Origin of the sequence: Acinetobacter lwoffii, assembly GCF_024129115.1 — a bacterium.
GTDB lineage: Bacteria > Pseudomonadota > Gammaproteobacteria > Pseudomonadales > Moraxellaceae > Acinetobacter > Acinetobacter lwoffii_T.
The window spans coordinates 1-16,814 of sequence record NZ_JAMXXO010000030.1; the positions used below are offsets into that span (position 1 = coordinate 1).

General features: G+C 34.2%; 19 protein-coding genes and 5 pseudogenes. 15 read left to right on the forward strand and 9 right to left on the reverse strand.

Annotation, left to right across the window (positions count from 1 at the left end; translation table 11 throughout):
* Positions 1 to 565 (reverse strand): annotated as a pseudogene (locus NI470_RS14650) (IS5-like element IS17 family transposase); the annotation flags it as partial.
* Between NI470_RS14650 and NI470_RS14655 the strand changes: the two are divergent.
* Positions 566 to 1,171 (forward strand): BsuBI/PstI family type II restriction endonuclease, encoded by a 606-nt coding sequence (locus tag NI470_RS14655; protein ID WP_253153996.1) that lies wholly within the window; start codon positions 566 to 568, stop codon positions 1,169 to 1,171.
* On the opposite strand, the pseudogene NI470_RS14660 reads toward NI470_RS14655, so the two are convergent.
* Both NI470_RS14660 and NI470_RS14665 read right to left on the reverse strand, forming a co-directional pair.
* A pseudogene (locus NI470_RS14660) lies at positions 1,172 to 1,407 on the reverse strand (IS6 family transposase); the annotation flags it as partial.
* A gap of 85 nt (positions 1,408 to 1,492) precedes the next feature.
* Complete coding sequence (locus NI470_RS14665; RefSeq protein ID WP_253148915.1) at positions 1,493 to 1,723, reverse strand: antitoxin; 231 nt, start codon at positions 1,721 to 1,723, stop codon at positions 1,493 to 1,495.
* 75 nt (positions 1,724 to 1,798) lie between these two features.
* Between NI470_RS14665 and NI470_RS14670 the strand changes: the two are divergent.
* Positions 1,799 to 2,265 (forward strand): annotated as a pseudogene (locus NI470_RS14670) (transposase family protein); the annotation flags it as partial.
* Positions 2,266 to 2,360: 95 nt separating this feature from the next.
* On the opposite strand, the gene NI470_RS14675 reads toward NI470_RS14670, so the two are convergent.
* Complete coding sequence (locus NI470_RS14675) at positions 2,361 to 2,684, reverse strand: helix-turn-helix domain-containing protein (protein WP_253148913.1); 324 nt, start codon at positions 2,682 to 2,684, stop codon at positions 2,361 to 2,363.
* Positions 2,685 to 2,992: 308 nt separating this feature from the next.
* On the opposite strand from NI470_RS14675, the gene NI470_RS14680 reads away from it, so the two are divergent.
* The 4 genes and pseudogenes from NI470_RS14680 to NI470_RS15955 all read left to right on the forward strand — a co-directional run bounded on the left by NI470_RS14680 (position 2,993) and on the right by NI470_RS15955 (position 5,058).
* Positions 2,993 to 3,316, forward strand: coding sequence for a hypothetical protein (locus NI470_RS14680; RefSeq protein WP_253148911.1), 324 nt, complete (start codon positions 2,993 to 2,995; stop codon positions 3,314 to 3,316).
* Between the two features lie 480 nt (positions 3,317 to 3,796).
* A complete protein-coding gene (locus NI470_RS14685) occupies positions 3,797 to 4,165 on the forward strand; it encodes an antitoxin Xre/MbcA/ParS toxin-binding domain-containing protein (RefSeq protein WP_253148909.1) in 369 nt (122 codons plus the stop codon).
* 317 nt (positions 4,166 to 4,482) lie between these two features.
* A pseudogene (locus NI470_RS15950) lies at positions 4,483 to 4,809 on the forward strand (DinB/UmuC family translesion DNA polymerase); the annotation flags it as partial.
* A 54-nt stretch (positions 4,810 to 4,863) separates the two neighbouring features.
* Positions 4,864 to 5,058 carry a DUF4113 domain-containing protein gene (locus tag NI470_RS15955; protein WP_481124126.1) on the forward strand — a complete coding sequence of 65 codons (195 nt, stop codon included), beginning with the start codon at positions 4,864 to 4,866 and terminating at the stop codon, positions 5,056 to 5,058.
* On the opposite strand, the gene NI470_RS14695 is transcribed toward NI470_RS15955, so the two are convergent.
* A complete protein-coding gene (locus tag NI470_RS14695) occupies positions 5,041 to 5,412 on the reverse strand; it encodes a hypothetical protein (protein ID WP_219310212.1) in 372 nt (123 codons plus the stop codon). The genes NI470_RS15955 and NI470_RS14695 overlap by 18 nt on opposite strands.
* Positions 5,413 to 5,688: 276 nt before the next feature.
* Between NI470_RS14695 and NI470_RS14700 the strand changes: the two genes are divergently transcribed.
* The 4 genes and pseudogenes from NI470_RS14700 (at position 5,689) to NI470_RS15925 (ending at position 11,282) form a co-directional block, all read left to right on the forward strand.
* A complete protein-coding gene (locus NI470_RS14700; RefSeq protein WP_219310211.1) occupies positions 5,689 to 6,012 on the forward strand; it encodes a plasmid mobilization protein in 324 nt (107 codons plus the stop codon).
* Positions 6,009 to 8,033: a relaxase/mobilization nuclease domain-containing protein gene (locus NI470_RS14705; protein ID WP_253148907.1), complete on the forward strand. Its 2,025-nt coding sequence runs from the start codon at positions 6,009 to 6,011 to the stop codon at positions 8,031 to 8,033. The genes NI470_RS14700 and NI470_RS14705 overlap by 4 nt, the downstream gene beginning before the upstream one ends.
* A gap of 150 nt (positions 8,034 to 8,183) precedes the next feature.
* A complete protein-coding gene (locus NI470_RS14710) occupies positions 8,184 to 8,924 on the forward strand; it encodes an LPD7 domain-containing protein (protein WP_253153998.1) in 741 nt (246 codons plus the stop codon).
* Between the two features lie 1,147 nt (positions 8,925 to 10,071).
* Positions 10,072 to 11,282 (forward strand): annotated as a pseudogene (locus NI470_RS15925) (IS3 family transposase).
* 39 nt (positions 11,283 to 11,321) lie between these two features.
* Here NI470_RS15925 and repM read toward each other — a convergent pair.
* Entirely contained in the window at positions 11,322 to 12,266 is a 945-nt protein-coding gene (gene repM, locus NI470_RS14730) for a replication initiation protein RepM (protein ID WP_253148931.1), read from the reverse strand.
* 399 nt (positions 12,267 to 12,665) lie between these two features.
* On the opposite strand from repM, the gene NI470_RS14735 reads away from it, so the two are divergent.
* Positions 12,666 to 13,304 carry an AAA family ATPase gene (locus tag NI470_RS14735; RefSeq protein WP_253148929.1) on the forward strand — a complete coding sequence of 213 codons (639 nt, stop codon included), beginning with the start codon at positions 12,666 to 12,668 and terminating at the stop codon, positions 13,302 to 13,304.
* A 2-nt stretch (positions 13,305 to 13,306) separates the two neighbouring features.
* Positions 13,307 to 13,603: a hypothetical protein gene (locus NI470_RS14740; protein WP_253148927.1), complete on the forward strand. Its 297-nt coding sequence runs from the start codon at positions 13,307 to 13,309 to the stop codon at positions 13,601 to 13,603.
* 292 nt (positions 13,604 to 13,895) lie between these two features.
* Here NI470_RS14740 and NI470_RS14745 read toward each other — a convergent pair whose 3' ends face one another.
* Positions 13,896 to 14,222 (reverse strand): hypothetical protein, encoded by a 327-nt coding sequence (locus tag NI470_RS14745; protein ID WP_253148926.1) that lies wholly within the window; start codon positions 14,220 to 14,222, stop codon positions 13,896 to 13,898.
* A complete protein-coding gene (locus NI470_RS14750; RefSeq protein ID WP_253148924.1) occupies positions 14,212 to 14,643 on the reverse strand; it encodes a hypothetical protein in 432 nt (143 codons plus the stop codon). The genes NI470_RS14745 and NI470_RS14750 overlap by 11 nt, the downstream gene beginning before the upstream one ends.
* Positions 14,644 to 14,873: 230 nt before the next feature.
* On the opposite strand from NI470_RS14750, the gene NI470_RS14755 reads away from it, so the two are divergent.
* From NI470_RS14755 to NI470_RS14765, 3 genes are read left to right on the forward strand one after another with little or no spacing between them, the layout of a single operon-like run.
* The gene (locus NI470_RS14755) at positions 14,874 to 15,197 is read left to right on the forward strand and encodes a type II toxin-antitoxin system RelE/ParE family toxin (RefSeq protein ID WP_000288001.1); all 324 of its coding nucleotides are present in this window, start codon (positions 14,874 to 14,876) and stop codon (positions 15,195 to 15,197) included.
* Positions 15,178 to 15,492 (forward strand): helix-turn-helix domain-containing protein, encoded by a 315-nt coding sequence (locus NI470_RS14760; RefSeq protein ID WP_223106923.1) that lies wholly within the window; start codon positions 15,178 to 15,180, stop codon positions 15,490 to 15,492. The genes NI470_RS14755 and NI470_RS14760 overlap by 20 nt, the downstream gene beginning before the upstream one ends.
* Before the next feature lie 51 nt (positions 15,493 to 15,543).
* Positions 15,544 to 15,876 carry a hypothetical protein gene (locus tag NI470_RS14765; RefSeq protein WP_253148922.1) on the forward strand — a complete coding sequence of 111 codons (333 nt, stop codon included), beginning with the start codon at positions 15,544 to 15,546 and terminating at the stop codon, positions 15,874 to 15,876.
* A 157-nt stretch (positions 15,877 to 16,033) separates the two neighbouring features.
* Here the strand turns inward: NI470_RS14765 and NI470_RS14770 are convergent.
* Positions 16,034 to 16,814 (reverse strand): hypothetical protein (locus tag NI470_RS14770; protein ID WP_253154003.1); only part of this gene is annotated, 781 nt, incomplete at its 5' end.

The window sequence follows — 16,814 nt, forward strand, 5'->3', positions numbered from 1 at the left end:
TCTGCTCATCTTGTGGAATCTGATCAAGTAAATCACCAAGCACCTGTGAATCACTGACATTATTGGTTGTAAGCTGAACTGCTCGTATTTGCAGGGTTTTGGCATCTATACCAATATGTAGTTTACGCCATTGGCGACGATATTCAGCTCCATGTTTCTTGCGTTTCCATTCGCCCTCACCTAGAAACTTCATGCCTGTAGAGTCTACGAGTAGATGCAGCCCATCGCTACTTTTTTGGTAGCTGATTGCAATATCAATATGCTTTTGTCTTCTACAAAGCGTACTGTAATCTGGTGCGGTCCAATTTAATCCGCAAAGTTTAATCAGACTTTGCACAAAGCCAGTGACCATACGTAAAGATAGACGGAATAAGGATTTAATCATTAAGCAGCATTGGATAGCTGCGTCGGAGTAGGTTTGATTTCGCCCTTGTTTGCCTTTTGATGGCGCATACCATTGCGTAGCAGGATCAAACCAAATGGCAATATTTCCGCGACTCATGAGTGCTCGGTTATATGCGGGCCAATTGGTTGTGCGGTAGATTTTCTGTGTAGGCTTCTTCATTTGAAAATTATATCGCTGAAAAAGCCTTTACAGATAGGTTTGTGCAACAAAGCCCTTCAGCACTATCTTTCAAAAAGACAAACACTTGCAGCAATGTATGCAAGAGAACGAGAAATGAATATGATCCCACTTCAATTAAAAGATGGGCAGACTATTCTTCTTTCAGCGGGTGAACATTCCCAACTTATTAAAGATATTGTAATCGAATTTGGCGCTAGATATGTTCCTGGCGGTTCATTAGTTTATGCAGGAGATACAGGTAATAAACACGGATTTTTCGATATTGCACTCTTAGAATCATTAGGAGTGAAATTAGATAATCATGGAAAATTACCTGATGTCGTTATTTATGATTCTGAAAAAAATTGGCTCTTTTTAATAGAAGCAGTAACAAGTCATGGGCCAGTAGATCACAAAAGATATGGTGAGCTAACTACATTATTTCAAAACTGTACAGCAGGGTTAGTCTTTGTTTCAGCATTTCCTAATACAAAAACATATGTGAAATATAGTGGTGTCATTGCATGGGAAACTGAAGTGTGGATGGCAGATAACCCTTCTCATATGATTCATTTCAATGGATCTAGATTTATGGGGCCATATTAAAAGGCACTGTTGCAAATAAGTCCATTGGCCGTGCACTTTTACATAGGTTTCATCAATATGTCACGGGCTGAGGTCTGTAGGATTACGCCACTACCAGCGCAACCGCTTTTCTATTTCAGGGGCGTAGCGCTGAACCCTGCGATAAATCGTGGTGTGATCAACCTTTACACCACGTTCGGCCAGCATTTCCTGAAGAATAATTTCATCCCGAAATGAAGACCATGGAAGGGATTCATAGGCTGCACCTTTAGCTAAAAGAGCATTCAGCTTACAATTCGTGGTTATTTGCAACAGTGCCAAGATTTGTGTCTAAGAGATAAATCATTTGAACTCCTCACGCACCTGTTTACCTTGATTCGCTCGTTCTAGCTGGAAACCAACTTCAAATTCATTAACTGCTTCTAGCATCACATCCCAACGATTATCTATGGGCATTAACAAAACACCACGGCTAAAGCTTTTAATCGCAACTTCACTTCCATTGAAACGAAAGGCTTTAGGTAAGCGTACAGCTTGACTACGACCTGTTTGGAACACTTTAGCAATTTCCATATTTGACCTCCTAAAGGTATAGTATGTATCATTGATATATATCATATTACTAATCTGAACTTATATAAAATATAGATGCTGATCACTATATCTGATAAAGAAATTCAACGTCTTGCTATACTGTAAGATGTTCGAGATCATCGTCTTACCTAAGTCCATACTGCTGAAATCCTGAGTCTTTCCACCCGTCAAATTACCCAGTTATTGCAGAAGCTCAATCAAGATAGTGTTTTAGGTATGGTACATGCCAGTCGTGGTCAACCTGACCATCATCGCGATGATAACTTGTTAAAATCAAAGTGGCTTTCCATTATTTCTGACCAACTGCATGGTTTCGGACCCACTTTAGCGTATGAAAAGCTCACCACCATGCGTGGATTCGATTTTTCAGTAGAAACCCTACGTTTCATGATTGCGGCTGACTTGCAGATTTCACGATCCAAATGCCTGAAACGCCCATATCAGCTACGCTATAATAGTGAGTGCTTTTTTGAGCTAATTCGTATCATGACTGCTTTGAAGGTCAAACCGCTAAATGCTGCTGCTAAATTTCTAAGATAGTGGGAACCCCTCCACCCTGACCATTGTCATATTAATCTTAAGGAGAGACGTGGTGATACAGTTTTGATATAAAATTTTAGTTTTGCAACGACAAGATGAATTTTTCAATCATTTGTCTTTCTGATTCAGGTAATGCTTGAATAGATTTTGTAATTGGATCGCTACTTAAATGAGTATATTGATCTACACATCCTAATAAATAATCAGCAGATATATTCAGTACAACAACTAACTTATAAAAATTTTCTAACGATGGTTTACGAGAACCAGCTTCAAAATGTGCAATTGATGTAGATGGCATGCCTGATTTTTCCGCCAATTCATGCTGTGTCATTTTTCTCATTTTTCTGATTTCTTTTAGTCTTAGACAAAACAAATCAACATCCATTTCAAGCATCATAATAAAACACCATAAATCGACAATAAAAACTTGACTAAATAGACAAGTTTACATATAAATATTGATAGTATTTTATTGTCTATTTCGACAAAAAAACATCTTTTAAAAATTAAGGAGGGAAATTAGATGATCAATATTGTATGTGCATGAGTGACCTATCTAGACAATAGGACCCTCATGCTTTTCATTCCAAACTAAAGAAATGAAAGATTGTAAAATTTCGACGTTTTACCTTTGCATTCTTTCATAACAAATAATTTAAGTAAATTTTTCTTTTAAGAAAAATCTATTCACTTAAAGGCTCGATTATGAATAATTCCTCTCATGTAGTTCTTAAATCAATTAGATCTGAAATCCGCAATCTTAATGTACGGACCATTTCAAAAATAGTTGCTTCTAAAATTATCGAAACTACGGCCCTGCAATTACTATTTGAACCAGGCTTTTGCAAACAGCTTAACGTTGCACGCCATCTCACGACATATGAAGCTGTTGCATATTTTGTTGATAATCAATTTTTTGAAGAATATGGATTTCAGCAAGTATCTTTAATTAGTTTACAGAATATATATGATCAATTTTTAACCAATTTCTATGATCATCTGACGAACACGCCTTATTATCATATGTGATAGATGGCTCTTAACCTTAATTAAGTCCTCACATAAAAATGAGTGCGGACTTAATTCATGGCTATAAATTGTGTTCTATAGCAACGCAAGTTGCTAAAAAATGGAAAACTTGGCAAAACTTAAACTCAGTATTACAAATATCTGCAAAAAAACCATCACTTTAATTCTTTTTATTGGTTTTATTCCACGTTACTTACCGGGAGAACAACCATTGTATTTTTGACATCTTTTATGGTGTTTTTTGATCAATAAATTGTTTAGCCATATTGCTGAAAAGGGAAATAAAAAAACTCTGATTGCGGAACAACCCATAGTTGGTAAAGTTTTCTATTCAGAAAACTTTTCAATTTACTCAATGAAGACCATAAAAAAACGTGGACCCTAAATCCGTCCTGTTCATGGGACTGATAGAACAAATTTTAAAATACTTTTTTTCAGGTAATGTGAAAAAGAAATATTTCTTATATTGAAGGCATACTCATGAATCCACTTTCACAACCTATAAATAGATCTAGACTTTTAGCTAAAACTTCATGGAAAGCGGCTCAGCAGCTTGGGCTAAAACCAGAACAATTTGTAAGAATTCTGCATCTTGAATGCGTTGATATGGTTTTATCTGATTCAAGTCTAATGCTAGATCCTAATTCTAAACAAGGAGAAATAGCATTAATCCTCATTCGGATTTACAAGGCTCTATATCATCTGAATGGTGGTGATATCAAGTGGATGCACCATTTTCTCAACTCGCCCAATCTATTGACTGGAGGAATTCCTATAGAACAACTGGAAAGTATGAGTGGGCTGCTTTCCGTACTCAATACTGTAGAATCTCTTCAGCATAAGGTTTAGATACCTCAATTCCTATAAAGCTAGCGGTCCATAAAAATATCTTCAGGAGGTACTTTTGAACAAAAAAATTATAGCTATAAAGTGATGTGATCCGAAGAAACACTCAAATATGTGGGTTATTACCTTGAGCAGCCTTCCCTTTCATATGTCGAAGCAGATCTAATGGAGGCATTAAAAGGAATTACAAAAGTCGTGAATACGTATAATTCTAAAGCTTCAAAGTTTCCTTAAGAAGCAGCTTTATTGCAGGATCTAAATCTTTCTAATACACATTCGGAGCTACTTGGTATGCAGCTACTCAAGCCCCTAGAAAACAAATTTTTGCGAGTCGTTCCTTTGGTCAAAGGATTTACCATATTGACGCTCTGAAAGAAGCAATGGCGTTCTATGTACAAGATGCGGTATCTCGGCTAAGAGGTGAAAGATTGTTGTGTGGTTACATGATTGGTTTCGTACAATCCAGTTAATACAGATAAACATTTCCATATTACAGCAAGTCTGCAGCGCTCACTTTGCCAGAGCCAACCGACAATGTATTAACGCTGTGCAAGATCGCCACTGAGATGATAGATGACTTATATCAGAAAGATATTGGCTTCAAGAAGTGTGGCGTGATACTGACTTGTCTTGAGCCTAAAGCCAAGCATACTTATGATTTGTTCACAGATATGAAGCGGGTTGGTTTAGACAATATCTTCATGGATTCACTCGAGCAGATACATGGTAGGTTCGGCAAAGCAAAGCTTTCACTCGGTGCAAGTATGTTACCGAACAGAGCCTGGAATATGTCTAGAATTAAGCTGACACAGAATTATTTCAGTTGGGATCAATTGCTTTGTGTGAAGCAATTTTTATTGATTACTTCACACCATAATTTATTTTTTCTTCTTTAAAAACTCTTTTAAAGTTTCCTCAGTAATACCCACAAAATTGTTTCTTTTTAGAAAGTCTAGTACTTCTCCGGTTGTTGCACCAAGACCAAAGAGTTGAAGTAAAGTTTTCTTATGCTGAGTAAGCAATTGATTCCGTGTAATGGTCTTTTCATTCAATTCTTTTATATAACAAAGAAGAATGTTTTCAAAGTTTTTAGAATCATTTTTGCTATATATTTTTTGATTCTTCTCAACAAGTTTTGAATGCTTTTCTTCTTTTTGAACTTTATCTTCAAAAGAATTATCTGTTGAAAATTTAAGACTTTTGTCATCCTGATTTTCACTATCGAATTTTAAAATACTCTGATCTTGCATTAAATTTTTTCCTGAAAATAAATTTACAAGATCATTATTCGAAATATCTACTTTGAGAAAAATGGCAAAATATGACCCTTTTTTGATTTTTAAATTACTGAAGAATGTAACTTTTTGCGCTAAGAAAAAAAAGAAAAAACAAGCATGATTTTCATCATCTTCAGTTCATTCATTGACCGCTAAAAATATACAGGATGGGACGATGTATATCACATCGTCCATTTCACAAATCTCGAGCTCGCTCCGCTCGGTCTCAATTTGCATACAGTAGAAAAAATGAAAGACAAATCATTAAGAAAAAAACAAATCATTATTCGCATTACAGAAGATGAATATCAACAGATGAAGAATGCCTATGAGACGTTGCATATGAGTCAATCGGACTATATACGCTTGAAAATTTTCACTGATGCTCAGCCCAAGTTTTTAGATCAACGAAACATTCATGCTGTGAGAGTCCTCGGAATTATGCTGACAAAAATTTTAGAAAAACTCAAAGATACACGACTCATTTTGAATGAATTAGAGGAAATAGAACAGCTCATCACTGAGATCAAAATGACTGTGCGTAAACTCAATGATAGATTGGATAAAGTATGATTATTAAAGTCATTCCGAATATGATCGGGTCTTCAGTAGAAGAACGGGTGACTGGATTATCGGATTATATTCACCATCCGAAGCAGACACGTGCTCACCATTTGTCTGAATATATTCATCAGCTTCATCCTGGTTTTGATGAAAATTTACTCTCTGAAAAATGTGTCTATTCAAACTCGAGAAATTTTTTAGATGATGATCCTCACTATCAAAAAATAGAAATGTCACAAACGGCCAGTTTGAACTCTCGTGTGATTGACCCAATCGTACATATGGTCGGAAGTTTTAAAAAATTTGAAGTTCCAACCACTGAACAATTAGAAGAACAAATTGATATTTTGGTGAAGCATCTGGGTGCAGAAGAACTGCAAATGCAATATGCAATGCATATAGATACAGACAACGTGCACTTTCATTTAATCGTCAATAAAGTTCATCCCTACAAAAAAAATAAACACAGTGAAAATGAAGCTATCGATTTAGGAGGTGGTTGGATTTATAACGCTGTACATCGAGCTGCTGCAGAAATTGAAGCCAAACAGGGCTGGGAACCAGAGCCTAATCCAATGTTTATCTATAAGCATGACACGGGACAATGTGAAAAAAATCCAGATTATTTACCTCAGCCTGATGCTGAAAAAATTTATTCAAAAATTAGAGATCAAGAATATCGACATCAACAAAAAAGTCGAATAAGTAGTGAAATCGCAGAGTCAACAAACTATCAATACGATATTGAACGTGATATTCAGCAGGTAATGAGCAGTGCTAAAAACTGGCAAGACTGGCACCAACGATTAGCCAAAATTGGAATTTTGTATGAAAAAAAACGCAGTGGTAGTATTTTTAAAATTCAGACAAATGAAAAACGAACACTCACCTTTAAAGCCTCTTTATTTTGTAATAAACAAGTCACTCTAAAAAGCTTAGAAAAACAATGGGGGGATTTTACTCATCATGATGTCGATCACAAAATAATTCCTCTAATCAAATTAAGTGATACTGTTCAGCACGTGCAATCAGCAAAAGCGACGCTACATTCTTACCATTTATTTAAAAATGAAGATTTTCTAGTTAAAGATCTTCATGACGTTTATCTAAAACTAAAAGTAGAAAAAGATTCAATCAGTAAAAATCGTAAAAATGAATATCAAGAAATTGTATTTGAAAATGAAATTTATAAGCACAATAAAAATTATTTTTTAAAACAATGGCAGCAGAAATTTCCAGAGCAATCATCTGATGTCATTTCTACTCTGCTGCATTACCAGCACTATGCTGATCAAATAAATTCAAGAGTATTACAAAGAGAAGAATATAACGATCAACATAAAAGCTTGAGTAAAGAGACATCTGAAGCACTACAAAAAAACTTTTCACTTTCTCCAAACTTTGATTCCTCGAAAATAACGTCTTACCCAGATTTTTTAAAACTTTTTCCCCTCTCACATCACTTGGTTATGCAACAACAATTTTTATTTGATCAGCGTCAATCTAAAAATTTTATTTGCCAAGATAACCCTAAGATTGAAAAAGCAAAAATCCTCTTTGATCAGAATGAACCGATAGCCATTCAAAATAGATATGGGATCCTGGTGTTCAGTAATTATTCCGTGACCCGACTACAACAATGTATAAAAGCACTTGATTCTAAAAAGAAAGGAACACTCAGGGGTACGTCGGAATTTAAAGAATTGTTCCACGCCACTGTAAAAGATCTCAAAGAAAAAGAACAGATTATCGACACAAACCATGAGAGAGTATTACCAAGTTTCGAACGTCTTTCTCAAAACAATATCGAGTCGTGTTTTACTGAACTCTTTAAAAAATTTAGATCCACGCACACAAATCAAAGTACAGCCATTATTAAAACTTGTTTGCTCTTAAATTGTTGCGGTTTACCAATGGAGTCACTGCAATCAACATTAAAAAAATGTGTTGATGAAAAGAAGTTGCCTGATATTAATAAGCAAGATCAGGATCTCCTCATGCTTAGGATCCAAAATCTGATTTATACTTAGCATAAAGAACTAAATAAGCAATATTTCAATTCATCTGAGATTGAACAATGTTGGCAACTTTATTTTAATCTACATATTTCTCCACTCAAGCAGCCAAAAGAACAAAAGCACAACTCTCAGTCTTCATCTTCAACACTAGAATTAGAGCTCGTGCCTAAGGTTGAGAAAAAAAGAACAATCAAACTTCCTGAAAATTTAGCTGAATCTGAGTTTGAGCAAATGCTGCAATACTTTGAATACACTCGAAGACTCAAGCTTCAGAAAAAACAAGAAGGAGAACGCTTGAATACATTAGAATCTTCAAAGAAAATGTCTACATCTCATCAGCAATCCCAAATGACATCTCTTTTTAGAAAAGACTATGTAATCGAATACAAATTTGGACAAAAATTTTATCTGGACCAAAAAAAAGTTGCATTTTTTGAAACGAAAAACACATCAGAAATTACAGTTGTTAGTCATCAACATGAGCATATCCGTGATGCTTTATTCCTAGCGAGAGCAAAGTTTGGTGTTGTTTTAGTTTTTGGAACAGATGAGTTTAAAAAGCAAGTACAACAAATTGCTGATTCAGAGGATATCAAAATTAAATTTGAAACTACCCTTCAGCAAAAAGTGAATACGTCAATTGAGAATAGTTCAGCTGTTGATTCGGCTGCTAAAAATGACAGTGCTTCACCAAAATCTCCAATGAAAGGATTAAGTTTAGAACCTAAAGATCCTAGTATATTAAATAAGGAAGATAGAGCTGATAATTTCTATAAAAATCAATCGGTGCAATCAAGTGGCAGTCGCAAAGAGTCCACGCCAGAAAATAGTTACAATTACGGACCTAGTTTTTATGACAATTGCCTAAACAAATTTTTATGCAATTTGAATCATAGTTTATAAAAATAGCCTAAGAATTATACTTAGGCTAAATCATAAAAAGATTAAGAAAAATTTTTAAGTTGATCAAAATTTTGGATTTTTAGACTGTCTTCTAAAAAGTAATTTAACCATACCAATACTGCTTGATGAGTATCATAACAGTAGTATCTTTAAATGAGTTACAAGCTCGAGTTAAAAGAAAAAGCTCTGAAAAATTTTGATAAATTTAGTTGTAATAAGAGTGATTGTAAGTAAATAGTCTATTGTGCTTAAGCTAATTTCTTTTCTAGATTCAAAAGGCTCAAGTAAGTCTGTTTCAACTAATTCCAATTTAATTAATGGCCGTAAACAAGGCGCTTGATTGAAATGCTGAAGATATCAAATTAATAATTCGATATAATGATATTCATCCCACACAACCGGTTCCTCTTCAATTTTAAAGAAATCAGATTGAGAAATTTTGTCTTGTACTTGATGAAGCAATGGTTTACGCACAGCTTTAGAGCGACTTAATGCAATATCCAATTTGGAACTATTTTAATATCATCACCGTCAAACATCTGATTTAATTTAATATTTTATTTAGCTAAAGAAATTTCCCCAGCAAAAACCAACTTATGCGTTTCAAATTTTAGAGGCTGTAATAGTTTCAATAACTCGACAACTCTAGATAGGTTGGCATTACTTTACCGGTAATTTGATTTTTTCTTCAGGATTGATTACCGAGCATCCGGATTACATAAGCCTTATAAGTTATGCAACTTAAGTAATTTATGTGTCAGGAATCTGTCCACTTATGCCTCTCTAAACACGTGCATGTTTTTTGTCATCTTTCGTCTCTTGCAAAGTTCTCCCATATCAAACAGCTGTATTCAGCGGTTTATGCTTCACAATTGATTACTGATCATCCGGATTACATAAGCCTCATAAGTTATGCAACTTAAGTAATTTATGTGTCAGGAATCTGTCCACTTATGCCTCTCTAAACACGTGCATGTTTTTTGTCATATTTGACCTATTGCAAACAAGCTAAGGTTAAGAAGAGGTATCAAAGTTTTAAAGATCGGTGAATAGCCACTGATTTTGTAGACACTTTTTGGTTAGATTTGGACTGCCACCACTCTCCTAGACAAATGTCATCTATTCTTTTTACACAGGAGAGAACATTATGAGTGGACAACGATATACCCCAGAATTTAAAGATGAAACTGTTAAATTGATTACCGAACGTGGCTATTCTGTCACTGATGGAGCACAACGTTTAGGCGTATCACAACACAGTATTTATAAATGGCTAAAGGCGGTACAACCTTTACGCAACAACCCTGATGAATATGAACTGCTCGAGGCAAAGAAAGAAATCCTTCGCCTTAAAAGTCAGCTTAAACAAACTGAAGAGGGACGGGACATCCTAAAGTGAAAGCACTGCTTTCACGCCGCTTTGCAAGCTTGCCCGAGTAAAGTATGGGTTTATCCTGGAATACAGCCATCGATTTAAGATTAAAATGATGTGTCAGGTTATTAAGATCGCTCGCGCTGGTTATTACGCCTGGCTCCATGAACCTGAATCAGGCAGAACGATTGAAGATAAGCGGCTATTACAGCTCATTCGTTCTTCTTATGATGCCAGTTATGGTATCTACGGTTATCTTCGCATCACGCTGGATCTTAAAGAGACCTAATCGTGTTCTGAAGAACATGAAGAACATGAAGAACATGAAGAACATGAAGAACATGAAGAACATGAAGAACATGAAGAACATGAAGAACAATAGTAATGCCGCTGTGCGAGCATATAAAAAGCATAAGAGTTATGGCTTTAGTCGTCCTCAGATTGTGCCACCCAACCACTTAAATCAAGAGTTTGTTGTAAACACGCCTCTTACGAAACAGTGTTTCTCAGGTGACTGATATAACTGAGATTCGTACCTGGCAAGGCTGGTTATATTTGGCTGTGGTTCTGGATTTATATTCAAGAAAATTCATCGGTTGGTCAATGAAACCTATGCTTGCCAAGGATATCATTTTAGGTGCACTTTTAATGGCAGTATGGCGACGAAGACCCAATGAATCTGTGATCATACACTCAGACCAAGGCTCACAATACAGCAAGGACTAGCAGAAATTCTGTCAAAAACATAATTAGATTCCGAGTATGAGTCATCACCTTTCGCAGTATACTGCTCATGGGATAATGCAGTTGCTGAATCCTTTTTTAGCAGCTTGAAGATGGAAAGAATTAATAAGAGAATCTATAAAACTCGAGAAATAGCCCGTGCAGATGTGTTTGATTATATCGAGATGTTTTACAATCGAATTAGGCGTCATTCGTATCTCGATGGAATGAGTCCAGAAGCCTTTGAAGCAGCTTCAAAATGAGGCTGTCTCATCTCTTGAATACTGGGAGCAAACCAGTAACTATTTTTGATTCCCATATTTTGGTTTATAACCAACATTTAATAGATGAGAAAAATATTTTTTAACATTCTCTTGATCTGTTAATTCGGCTTCAATTCTGTCTTGAAAATCTTCTTGTGTTTCACCTATTTTTCCAAAATTACGTCCAAAATCTGGATTGTTATCAATATCGCAAAGTTTTTGTGCAAAATATGAAATCTGTTTTGCTGTTAATTTATATAAATTTTCAGGAGTTTTATCACTGAGTCTTAGAACCATATCTTTTTCAAAAAAAGTAAATTCTATATCAGTAATAGTCCTACCTTCTTTTTTCTGGGTATAAGTAACTTCAATATCAGTAAATTTATTGATTTGTTCTATAGCCACCTTTAGAACGCGCTTTTTAAAATCTCCCATTTTAGGGTATTCATCTTCTAGCAAGCCTAATTTTTCTCTAAGATCTGCAATAGGGACATACAGCTTACCTGTAGATCTCCAACGTATTAAAAGCTCGTATAATCGAATTGAGTACACACTGGTAAGTTGCGAAATTTGCTTAAGTTCATATCTAGTAAATTTTTCTTCAAGCTTAATAAAAAGAGGAAGGATATCAGGAGCAAATATTAACTGTACACAAGCAGCCTCTTTCACATAACCTACTTTAGTTACCCAGCGACTTTTATAAACACCTTTTTTCCCTGTAACAGGATCTATCGCTTTATAACTAAGTCTACGTTCAAACAAACTATCACATGCTGCTTGTAATGCTTCGTACGCAGATTGTCGACCAAGCTTGAACTGTTTCATATACTCCGAGGCATGAATCGTTAGCATAGTATCAGCCGTCAATTCTGTCTCAATCTCACGGGCAGCAAGAATTGCTATTAAAATTAATCTTTGTTCTGAAAGATTTAGTGCATATGAAGCTTCAATTAAATTATTATCTTTATAAATTACATTACTCATATGTTAGTACTAAAAGTTTTGATTAATAATACATGGACAATACTACTTAATGTCCACAAATGGAAGTATTTTTTATAGAAGGAATTTGTCCACTTATGAAAGGAATTTGTCCTTTCATATAAAGGAATTTGTCCTTTCATATAAAGGAATTTGTCCACTTATATAAAGGAATCTGTCCACTTATTGGTAGGAATTTGTCCACTTTAATTCCTTGTATCCCAATCATAGCAACAGTTACAGGTGATACATAAAGAATAAATTTATAAATAATATATAAAATAATAAAAAAGAATTATTTGTGGATAACTTTTTATTTAAATGTTTGTCTCGATAGTTGATTTTTACATGAAATCATTTTACATTACTTAAATTATTAAACTTACGTAACTTACATAAAATATGATTATATTAGTTGGTGGTGAAAAAGGTGGAGCGGGGAAAAGCTGCCTATCTCAAAATTTAGCAGTATATCTTCAAACAAAAAACAGAGATGTTCTTTTATTAGATGCGGATCCTCAAGGAACAACAACTGATTGGATAAAAGAACGTGATGACAATGATGAATTAAAAGATATTCCTTCTGTTCAAGCTTCAGGTAATATCCGCTCAGTTCTCAAAGATCTGCAAGGTAGATATCAAGATATTGTAATTGATGCTGGTGGGCAAGATTCTGAAGCTTTACGTTCTGCAATGACAATTGCTACTCATATGTTATTACCTTTTAGACCGAAGCGTAGAGATTTAAAAACATTAGCACATATGGAACAGGTTTTAAAATTAGCTAAAACAGTTAATCCAGATCTGATTGCAAGGGCAATTATTACACAATGTCCAACGTTACCATCACAAGTTCAGAGAATTTTAGATGCGAAAGATGCATGTAAATCATTTGGTATAAGTGCGTTAAATGCAATTACAACTAATAGGAATGTTTATGATGATGCTGATGAAAATGGCCTTTCTGTTTTTGAAGTAAATAGTGACCCAAAAGCAAAAGCAGAGATTAAAAATATTGCTAATGAATTTTTAGGAATTTAATCATGGCTGGATTAAACGGTTTGAAAAAGAAAGTTGAAATATCTCCGGAAGAACAATTAGCGGAAGTATTCATATCGGGAGCCGAAAAAAGGGTAAGAGCTTTAGAAACCAAGGAGAAAAAATTTGTTAGATGTACATTTTCTTTGAATGATGAGGTTAATCAGTTAATTGATGATCTGATAGTTAAAAGCCAAAATGCTCGTGTTAACAGATCAAGTATTGTAAGAATTGCATTAGAAAATTTAGCTTCAAAAAGTTCAGAAGAAATTAAAGAAATTGTTAACCAACAAATTCTTTAATTAAGTTACGCAACTTATAAAAGTTACATAACTTTTTTTAAAAAATAGTTTCAAAAGTATTTGCCTAGACTAGAGTCTGTTGATATTCCATAACGCCAATCTGATAAAAATACAGGCTAATGCAGCTGGGACTTGAGCTTTGTATTTTTGCATTAAGAGCCTGATCTGACGTTCTGGAATATAAAGTAGCTGAGCAGCCTGGGATACATTTCTATTTGGGGCTTACAGCTGCATTTCGCATAAGAGATTTTATGTTAAATTACTAACTATAAATTCTATTTAAAACATATATTTATCTAATAGTTATGCCATAGTTTTTCTTATCATATTTAGCTGCATAAGGAACTACTTCGTGATTAATCTTTTTATCACTTTTATCTAAGTATGAAAGTTTTATCGAATCCTCATTATGATGCTCATAATTAATGGCGTATTTATATTCTGAATAAGGATAAAGAGTACCTAAACTATAAGTTTTTTGAGCGCTAATATAAGTTATTTTAAGGTCGGTAATTGGGTAATCAGTCTGATTTTTAATAGAAATATATCCAGTTTTTTCAAATGGCTGGCATCCTATAAGTAGAAATAATACAAGACAGTAAAATAGGCTATTCTTCATTTTGATAGTTCTGTTCAATTGGCCTTATGAGTTTATTAATAACGATAACTTGTGAGATATCACAGCTATTATCTACTTCTGTTATCCAGGAATAATTGTTTTTTTCTAAAGGGTAAGATTGTCCCCCTCCATACGCTGCTTTATCATCCAGAAAATAAGTATCTGAATCTACTTTTAAACTATGAGTTTTACTATCCCAATTTACAGTTTTTGTGGCAAAAATTGGCAGAACTTTAGAGCCATCAGTATGTTCTAGATATAGACATTTACCTTCTCTAATAAGCTTAGCTTCACCATAACTTGCATTATCTGCTCCACCTGTATATTGAATGCGTGGAATAATTACATTTGAGTCAATTTTTTCTGTAACTGGGCTACAGGCTGCAAGAGAACTCAATAAAAAAAAATTTAATTTCTTCATGTATAAAGACTCTTTTAAGTAGTTAATAGTAGAGTAATTAAAGCAAATTAGGCCAAAATAGTCTGATTAAAAATTCAAATGCCTAAGTAGAACTTAGGCAGCAAAATTCAGTCTTGTATTTTGGTATTTAGTTTAATTTTTTAGAAGAATTGAAAAATTAAAAATCAATATTTTAAAATCCTACATAGTAGTATAGAATAAATTACTACAAAGTAGTATGAATACAAGCGATGTATACAATATGTGAAACCCCATTATTTACTAAATACTGTCTTGTTTATTGGACTCAGGAAGAGTACGAAGAATTTAAAACATTCTTGGCATTAAATCCTGAAGCGGGAGATGTAGAGCCTAATTCAGGTGGCATTCGTAAAATTAGATGGACGAGTGGTGGTAGAGGTAAAAGTGGTGGTGTCAGAGTCATCTACTTTAATCGTTTAACAAATGGAGAGATCTGGTTATTAACCCTGTACAGTAAAAAGCAAACGGTACAGCTTAGTAAGAAAACTCTTCAAGCATTGGTGGAGAAATTAAATGACTCGTTTAATGACTGAAAAAGAACTCGAAGCTTTTGAAGCAACCAGAGATATTGAAGCTGAAATCTTGCAAGGTATAGATGACATGCTTGCTAATAATGCTGCTAAAAGAACTGTAATCACTGAGACCGATGTGGCACTAGCTCGTAGAAAGGCTCAACTGACACAAGAACAGTTTGCCAAACTTCTGGGTGTTTCAAGACGCACACTTGAATCTTGGGAACAGGGTGTTAGAAGACCTTCAGGAGCAGCAACATCGCTTATTCGATTATTTATTGTTGATCCACAATTCGTAAAAGAAAGCTTAGCTTAATTTATATAGCTATCGATTGAGAGCTATTCACTATAACCAGATTCGAGAATCATGATGAAGCATTTAGGATTTGTCGGAAAAAGTACAGAACATCTTGGATATACACATGTTGAAATTATTAACAGTTCTCTTCGACTGTCTTTCAACGTGCCATTAAAGAATAATCCTGAGGAAGTCTTTAGAAAAATGGTAGAAAGCAACTACGATTTATTAATGTTGACTTCAGCAGAAATTTCATTTGAATTAGAGAGTGAAATTATTACAAAGGTTGAAAATACAATTAAAGATCAAGGTATTGAAATAGAAGAATTTATTCAAGATGCGTTGATTAAATTTATTAATCAAAACCAATTAAATGGAACTAATACATTACCAGATCTATAGGCTAAAAAGCTCTGAGAATAAGTTAGGGTTTTGGGGTTCGCCTTGTAAACGAAATGATGAATTTCGCATAAGAGGTTTTATGTTAAATACCACACTAAAATAGGTGTCTAAAAATTGAAGGCTATTCAGAGATAGCCCTTTAATCTATATTATAATTTTATTCTAAATTTAGAATATTCAGCAGTCTGAGCCATAATGACTTTTTTTCTAAAACTACTGTATTGGGAGTATCCGATCCATTAATTACACGAGTATTAGAAGAAGTAATTTCAGAATATTTTATTGAGGAAATAACTTGGTTTTGAGGATGATTATTACTCCCTTTATTTACTTCAGCTAACTTAATTTTAAGATCACCTCTGCCCTTGAGGTAAGGATATATATCGAGCATGGGAAATTTTTTACTTACATTATGCTCAACAATAAAAAATAATTGAGGCGTAGGCAAGAAATTTGCTGGAAACGTAATCATACTTTTACTATTTAGATTAATTGTTTGATTGAATTTTGGATCAATTAGATAGTATTTTAATTCAGGATTAAAAGGCAACGCACTACTAGCGACTGGAAAGTAGCGAAATACACCGCTTCCTTTACTAACCTTATCTAAAACAATATACAAATTGTGGCCTTGGTATTCAGGCTCAATTTTGACTACTTTTTCAAACTTTAAATCGCCTTCAATCGACTGCTTTCCTGTCGTTGGTTCAAAGAAGATCTGTTTAAGTTGCTCATTCGTTGGAATTAAAACGTCAGCTACTAGCTGCCCTCTTGTAGTACTACTATTTACAATAGATACAGGTTTATTAACCTCAGCTTTCCAGCAAGTAATTGTCGAACATAAAGTGAAATTAGATATATTAATCTCACCCTGATCATTATTGCTAGAAACAGCCAGATTTACTCTCAAACGTGACATCTTATCTTCTTGAGTGCCC